This window comes from Kineococcus glutinatus (genome assembly GCF_039542765.1).
GTDB classification, from domain to species: domain Bacteria; phylum Actinomycetota; class Actinomycetes; order Actinomycetales; family Kineococcaceae; genus Kineococcus_A; species Kineococcus_A glutinatus.
Genome location: NZ_BAABIL010000348.1, coordinates 1 through 7,438, shown reverse-complemented (window position 1 = coordinate 7,438; position 7,438 = coordinate 1). Strand labels below are relative to the sequence as shown.

5 protein-coding genes and 1 tRNA gene are annotated in these 7,438 nt (G+C 73.3%); 5 read left to right on the top strand and 1 reads right to left on the bottom strand.

What is annotated here, in order from left to right; genetic code table 11:
* The 5 genes from ABEB16_RS13295 to ABEB16_RS13275 form a co-directional block, all read left to right on the top strand.
* A partial coding sequence (locus tag ABEB16_RS13295) for a tyrosine-type recombinase/integrase (protein ID WP_345712727.1) occupies positions 1-450 on the top strand: 450 nt, incomplete at its 5' end.
* A gap of 21 nt (positions 451-471) precedes the next feature.
* Positions 472-545 (top strand) — tRNA-Ile (locus tag ABEB16_RS13290).
* Positions 546-768: 223 nt separating this feature from the next.
* Complete coding sequence (locus ABEB16_RS13285; protein WP_345712726.1) at positions 769-2,649, top strand: putative bifunctional diguanylate cyclase/phosphodiesterase; 1,881 nt, start codon at positions 769-771, stop codon at positions 2,647-2,649.
* Positions 2,650-2,739: 90 nt separating this feature from the next.
* Entirely contained in the window at positions 2,740-2,910 is a 171-nt protein-coding gene (locus tag ABEB16_RS13280) for a hypothetical protein (RefSeq protein WP_345712725.1), read from the top strand.
* Positions 2,911-3,016: 106 nt separating this feature from the next.
* The gene (locus ABEB16_RS13275; protein WP_345712724.1) at positions 3,017-6,151 is read left to right on the top strand and encodes a pullulanase X25 domain-containing protein; all 3,135 of its coding nucleotides are present in this window, start codon (positions 3,017-3,019) and stop codon (positions 6,149-6,151) included.
* A 91-nt stretch (positions 6,152-6,242) separates the two neighbouring features.
* On the opposite strand, the gene ABEB16_RS13270 is transcribed toward ABEB16_RS13275, so the two are convergent.
* Positions 6,243-7,082, bottom strand: a complete 840-nt coding sequence (locus ABEB16_RS13270) for an aldo/keto reductase (protein WP_345712723.1) — start codon at positions 7,080-7,082, stop codon at positions 6,243-6,245.
* Positions 7,083-7,438: the final 356 nt, after the last annotated feature.

Below are 7,438 nucleotides of genomic sequence, written 5' to 3'. Positions count from 1 at the left end.
CCGGTGCCGCAGTGGCTTGTGCCGTTGCTGGCCGAGCAGCTCGTCGGGAAGGGAGCGGATGATCCTTTGTTGACCGCCCCGCAAGGTGGCGTCATGCGCATGGCGAACTGGCGGTCCCGCGTCTTCGACCCAGCTGTGCGGGCGGCGGGCATCGCTCGGCAGGCAGCCGGCGACGTGGTGCGGCCACATGACCTGCGGCACACCTGCGCCTCGTTGCACATCCAAGCCGGCACGCCCGTGAAGCACCTCAGCGAGATGCTCGGGCACACCTCGGTGGCCTTCACGATGGACCGCTACGGCCATCTGTACCCGGGGGATACCCATCGCTGGGTGGATGCCCTCGGGGCGGCCGCCGAGGCCGCCCAGGTGGCGCTGGCAGAACGGGCGCAGAACGTGCCTCAGGACGGGGTCGGTAAGCTCAAGGCCGTGGGGGATGCGGCAGGTCTCTGACCTGCGACGATGCACTCACTCGGGGCGGTAGCTCAGCCGGTCAGAGCAGCGGACTCATAATCCGTCGGTCGTGGGTTCGAGCCCCACCCGCCCTACCCGTCCACCGGGCTCGCACCCTCCTCCACCCGCCCGGGTGTGCCTCCTCCACCCGCTCTCGTCGTGGCTGGTGTGACGCCTGTGGTGTCGTGGGGCGCGACGGACCCGACCGGAGCAGCGCCGGTGCCGGCGACCGCGACAGCTCGGAAACGCAGAGTTATCGTCCTGGCACCCGCTGTAACCGAAACGTGGTGCGGCGGCGCCGACGTCCGAGGAGGTTTCGTGCCGCACCCGCTCACCGTGGCGAGCTCGCCGACCGCGCCGCGCCAGGGGTCGAGCTGGGAGGCGGAGCAGCGCGCCCTGCAGCAGGCCCTCGTCGCCCAGGTGGGCATGGAGGCGCTGCGCGAGCCCGACCTGCGCAGGCTCCTGGACCGGATCTGCAGCACCGTGCTGGCCGCCCTGGACATCGACGCCGCGCTCGTCCTCACCAGGGACGACGACGGCCGGGTGCACGTCCACACCTCTTCCTGGAGCCGGGGCGCCGACCGCGGCGCGACGGCACCGGACACCCGGCCCGACCGGGAGGCGGAGCTCGACGCGTACCTGTCCGCGCTCCTCGCCGAGGGCACGCCCCACGTGGTCGCCGACTGGCACGAGCACCACCGCCCCGCCCCGATCCCGCGGATGCGCTCCTCCGTGGCCGTCGACATCCCGCGCTCGCAGGAGTCCCACGGGGTGCTGCTGGCCCACAGCGCCGAGCCCCACGGCTTCACCGGCGACGACGTGTACTTCCTGCAGGCGCTGGCCAACATCGTCGGCGCCGCGGTCGAGCGCGTGCGCGCCGAGGCCCGCTACCGCCACGCCGCCCTCCACGACTCCCTGACCGGCCTGCCCAATCGGCTGGCCCTCCACGACAGGCTGGAGCAGGCGCTGGCCGCGCTGCGGCGCGACGGCGGCGGCCTGGCCGTCCTGTTCCTGGACGTGGACGACTTCAAGGGCGTCAACGACGCGCTCGGGCACGGCGCGGGCGACGCCTTCCTCGTGGAGATCGCCACCCGGTTGCGGGCGGTGCTGCGCCCGGGGGACACGGTGGCCCGCTTCGGCGGCGACGAGTTCGTCCTGCTCTGCCCCGGCGTGTCCAACCCGCGGGCCGCCGGTGAGGTGGCCCGGCGGGTCGTCGCCGCGCTGCGCCCCCCGCTGGAGCTGCGGGGCAACGAGACCAGCGAGGTCGTCCACCCGGCCGCCAGCATCGGCATCAGCCACACCTCCGACCCGGACTGCCCGGTCGAGGAACTGCTCCGCGAGGCCGACATCGCGCTGTACCGGGCCAAGGACGCCGGCCGCGCGCGCGCGGTCATGTTCCGGCCCGAGCACGCCGCCCAGCTGGCCGCGGCGCGCCGGCAGGAGATCGACCTGCGCCGCGGCGTGGAGGCCGGGGAGCTGTGCGTGCACTACCAGCCGACCATCGACCTCACCCACCGGCGGCTGACGGGTGCCGAGGCCCTCGTCCGGTGGCGCCACCCGCAGCGCGGACTGCTGCCGCCGGGGCAGTTCCTGCCCACCGCCGCGCGCGCCGGGCTCATGCCGGCCATCGGCGGCGCCGTGCTGGACCTGGCCCTGCGGGAGGTCCACCGCTGGCCCGCCGGCACCCACGTGGCGGTCAACCTCGACCCCCAGCAGCTCGGTGACCGCGCCGCGCTGCGCGCCGTGCACGCCGCGCTGGACGCCGGGCACTGCGAGCGCGATCGCGTCGTGCTGGAGATCACCGAGAGCGCCCTGCTGGACACCGGCCCCGACACGCTGCGCGCGTTGCGCGAGCTGCGGCGGCGGGGGGTGCGGATCGCCATCGACGACTTCGGCACCGGGTACTCGTCGCTGGCCTACCTGGCGCGGCTGCCCGTCGACATCCTGAAGATCGACCGCTCCTTCGTGGAGCGGCTGCACCGGCACGGCGAGAGCGGGGAGGCGGTGGCCATCAGCCGCCTCATCGTCAACCTCGGCCACACCCTGGGCCTGCACGTCCTCGCCGAGGGCACCGAGACGGCCGAGCAGATCGACATCCTCGCCGACCTCGGCTGCGACAGCGCCCAGGGCTTCCACGTCGGCCACCCGGTGCCCGCCGAGGACGTGCGCGCCCGACTGGCGGTCGCGGGAGCGGGCTGAGCGCCGCGACGCCCCCCCGGCGCCGACCGCCCGGCCCCCGCCGGGTGGGTCGTCCGGGAGGCGGTGGGCGCGCCGGTAGGGTCGGCCGCCATGAGCACGATGACCACCGCGGGCCTCGTCATCCTCGGCGCGCTGGCGGCCATCTCCCTGTGGGGCCTGCTGTCGTCGAAGCCGGGGGACGTGACGCGCCAGCAGTGGGCGGGCATCGTCGCCCTGGCCTCCGTGATCGGCATCGCGATCCTGGCGCTCGTCGGGGGCTGAGGACACCGCCGCCTGCGGGGTTCTTGCAAGGTTTTCGGGGCACTTTCCCCAGGTGCTTCCCAGGGGCTAGCGTCTCGGCGAGTCGCTCACCGCCGAGGAGACCACCGTGCGCCACGCCCCGCCCCGCCCGTCCCACCGCTCCCGCCGCACCACGACCGGGCTGGCCACCGCCGCCCTGGCCCTGGCGCTCGTCCCCGCCCAGCCCGCGGCCGCCGCCGACGGCCCCGCCCGCGTCAGCCTCATGGGCAGCCTGCAGTCGGAGATCGGCTGCGCCGCCGACTGGGACGAGACCTGCACCAGCACCGACCTCACCGCCGTGCCCGGCTCGCCGGGACGCTACGAGGGCGTCTTCACCGTCCCCGCCGGCAGCTACGAGTACAAGGTCCGCCTCGACGGCTCCTGGGACGAGAGCTACGGCTGGGGCGACGCGAACGCCCCCCTCGTCCTGCAGGCCCCGGCGGACCTGCGCTTCAGCTACGACCACGCCACCCACGCGGTCGCGGTGCGCCCGGCCGCCGCGCAGCCGGGGCTGACGAAGGCCGACCGCGCCCTCGCGCGGTCCTCGCTGCGCGAAGACCTGACCCGCGAGCGGTTCTACTTCGTGATGGCCGACCGCTTCGAGAACGGCGACCGGTCCAACGACACCGGCGGCCTGCCCGCCGACCGCCTCGTCAGCGGCTACGACCCCACCGCCAAGGGCTTCTACCACGGCGGCGACCTCAAGGGGATCCTCAAGCGGCTGGACTACATCGAGGACCTGGGCACCACGGCGCTGTGGCTGACGCCCTCGTTCAAGAACAAGCCCGTGCAGGGCACCGGTGACCAGGTCTCCGCCGGCTACCACGGCTACTGGATCACGGACTTCACCCAGATCGACCCGCACCTGGGCACCAACGACGACCTGAAGAAGCTGGTGGCCGAGGCCCACCGCCGCGGGATCAAGGTCTTCTTCGACATCATCACCAACCACACCGCCGACGTGCTCAGCAACACCGCCGGCTCGCAGGAGTACATCACCAAGGAGGCCGCGCCCTACCGGGACGCCTCGGGCACCGTCTTCGACGACCGCGACCACGCCGGGACGGACACCTTCCCCGCCCTGGACCCGCGGGTGTCCTTCCCCTACACGCCGACCTTCCCGACACCGGCGGACGCGACGGCCAAGACCCCGGCGTGGCTCAACGACCCGACGCTCTACCACAACCGCGGCAACGCCAAGTTCGACGGCGGCGAGTCCGACACCTACGGCGACTTCGTCGGCCTCGACGACCTGTTCACCGAGCACCCCCGCGTCGTGGACGGCATGACCGACATCTACAACGCGTGGGTCGACTTCGGCATCGACGGCTTCCGCATCGACACCGTCAAGCACGTCAACCTGGAGTTCTGGCAGGAGTTCATGCCCGCGATCCAGGAGCGGGCACAGGCCAACGGCAACGAGAAGTTCTTCGCGTTCGGCGAGGTGTACGACGCCAACCCCGTCAACACGTCGAAGTTCACCACCGCGGGCCGGCTGCAGGCGACGCTGGACTTCCCGTTCCAGGCGCGCGCCACCGGGTTCGGCAACGGCCGCCCCACCACCGAGCTGCAGGAGCTCTTCGCCGCCGACGACCAGTACACCGACGCCGACTCCAACGCGTACTCGCTGCCCACGTTCCTGGGCAACCACGACATGGGCCGCATCGGGAAGTTCCTCGCCGACGGCGGCGCCACCGGCGAGGAGCTGCTGAAGCGCGACCAGCTGGTCCACGCCCTGATGTACCTCACCCGCGGGCAGCCGGTCGTCTACTACGGCGACGAGCAGGGCTTCACCGGTGACGGGGGCGACCAGGACGCGCGCCAGGACATGTTCCCCTCCAAGGTCGCCACCTACAACGACGACGACCTCATCGGCACGGACGCCACGACGGCGCAGGCGAACTTCGACACGAAGAACCCGCTGTACCGGCGCATCGCGGAGCTGGCCGACCTGCGCCACGACCACCCCACCCTCGCCGACGGCACCCAGATCCACCGCTACGCCAGCGCGACGGACGGCGTCTACGCCTTCAGCCGCATCTCCGACCGCGACGACGTCGAGTACGTCGTGGCGGTGAACAACTCCGAGGAGCCCCGCACCGTCACCTTCGACACCGCACAGGTCCGCGAGCGCAACTTCAAGGGCGTCTGGCCGGCGAAGGGCACCCGGGGCGTGCGCACCGACGCCGACGGGAACATCACCGTGACCGTCCCCGCGCTGTCGGCGGCGGTGTGGAAGGCGACCGGCTCGCTGGCCAGGACCAAGGCCGCCCCCGTCCCCGCGTTCAGCACGGAGGCGGTGGTCACCAGCACCGCCGGGCGCGCCGAGATCGGCGTCGACGTGCCCGGCTCCGGGCTGAACCAGGTGACGTTCGCCTACCGACAGGCCGGCACCACGGCGTGGACGACGCTGGGCACCGACGACAACGCGCCCTACCGGGTGTTCCAGGACCGCACCGACCTGCCGGCCGGCACGCTGCTGGAGTACCGCGCGGTCCTGAAGGACCACTCCGGCAACCTCGCCGTGGCCGCCACCTCCGCCACCCTCGGGGCCGACCTGCCGCCCGGCGCCGGCGAGGACGCGGTCGGCGACGGCAACCCCGTCGAGCAGCCCGCGTCGGTGAACGTCGCCGGCGACCTCAACAGCGAGATCGGCTGCGCCGCCGACTGGAGCCCGGACTGCCAGCAGGGACGGATGGTCTACGACCCGGTCTCGCAGCTGTGGAAGCTCACCGTCGACCTGCCGGCGGGTTCCTACGCCTACAAGGCGGCGATCGACGGCACCTGGCTGGAGAACTACGGCGCCGGCGCCGTGCGCGACGGGGGCAACATCCCCCTCACCACGACCGGCGGCCCCGTGACCTTCTACTACGACCACGCCAGCCACCTGGTGACCTCCGACGCGCAGGGGCCGATCATCACCGCACCCGGCAGCTTCCAGAGCGAGCTCGGTTGCGCCGCCGACTGGGACCCCGCCTGCACCCGCCCGTGGCTGCAGGACGTCAACGGCGACGGCACCTACGCCTGGGTGACCACGCAGATCCCCGCCGGCTCCCACGAGGTCAAGGTCGCCCACGGCCTCGGCTGGGAGGAGAGCTACGGCGCCGGGGGAGCGGCCGGCGGCGCGAACATCGCCTTCACCGTCCCCGCCGACGGGGCGACCACCCGGTTCACCTACGACGGCACCACCCACGTGCTCACCGTGACCAGCACCCAGCCGTGACGAGCGGCTGAGCGCCGCGCAGGACGGCCCCCGCGGGAGATCCCGCGGGGGCCGTCCTGCGCGCGCTCGCCCCGCTGCGCGGACCCGGCGCTCAGGCGCCGAGGTTGAAGGTGTCCGGGTGCGCCCCGACGCGGCCGGCGCGGTCCAGGCCCGCGATCTGGCCCAGCTCGTCCTCGGTGAGCTCGATGTCGAACACGTCGATGTTGGCGCGGATGCGCTCCGGCGTCACCGACTTCGGGATCACCAGGTGCCCCTGCTCCACGTGCCAGCGCAGCACCACCTGCGCCGGGCTCCTGCCGTGGGCCCGCGCGATCGCGCCGATCACCGGGTCGGTGAGGACGTCACCGCCAGAGGACAGCGGGCTGTAGGCCTCCGCGACGACCTGGTGGGGCGCCAGCGCCTCGCGCAGCCGCCGCTGCTGCAGGTACGGGTGCAGCTCGACCTGGTCGACCGCCGGGACGACGCCGGTCTCGGCCAGCAGCCGCTCCACGTGGTGCGGCTCGAAGTTCGACACGCCGATCGCCCGGGCCCGGCCCTCGGCGTAGATGCGCTCGAAGGCGCGCCAGGTGTCCACGTAGGCGTCCTTGGCGGGCACCGGCCAGTGGATGAGGTACAGGTCGACGTACTCCAGGCCCAGCCGCCCCAGGCTGGCGTCGAAGGCCCGCAGCGCGCTGTCGAAGCCCTGGTCGGCGTTCCAGAGCTTCGTGGTGACGAACAGCTCCTCGCGGGGGACGCCGCTGGCGGCCAGCGCCTTGCCGACGCCCACCTCGTTGCCGTAGACGGCCGCCGTGTCGATGAGGCGGTACCCCGCCTCCAGCGTCGCGGCGACGGCCGGCACCGCCTCGTCGTCGGGCACCTGCCAGACGCCGAAGCCGAGCTGCGGCACGGTGACGCCGTTGTTCAGGGTGATCGTGGGGACCGCGGGGGGCATGGGTCGTCCGCTCCTGTCGGTGGGGACATCGCTTCGCCCGGCACGCTAACCGGCCCCCCCGGGCGCGTGCGCGCCGACCGGGGGGCCGGGAGAGGTCTGGGGACGCCGGACCGGGAGCGCCTCTCGGCACACGGCCGCTCGTAGCGGCTTCATCAAATGGGACCCGGGGCTACCGCGGCCCGACGCCTCCTCCAGTGTAACCGTCACGGCCGGAACGGGCGCCCGGACGACGGCTGTGAATCCGGCCGGGCCGCCCGCCGGGCGCCGCCGGAGCACAGCGGCGCGGCTCAGCCGACGGCGGACGCGCCGCTCGCGCCGCCCTCCTCCTGCCGCCAGCGCACCGCGGCGGCCTCCAG

Coding starts and splice junctions, on each gene's coding strand:
- ABEB16_RS13280 (WP_345712725.1), top strand. CDS start 2,740: ATGAGCACGATGACCACCGCGGGCCTCGTCATCCTCGGCGCGCTGGCG.
- ABEB16_RS13270 (WP_345712723.1), bottom strand. CDS start 7,082: ATGCCCCCCGCGGTCCCCACGATCACCCTGAACAACGGCGTCACCGTG.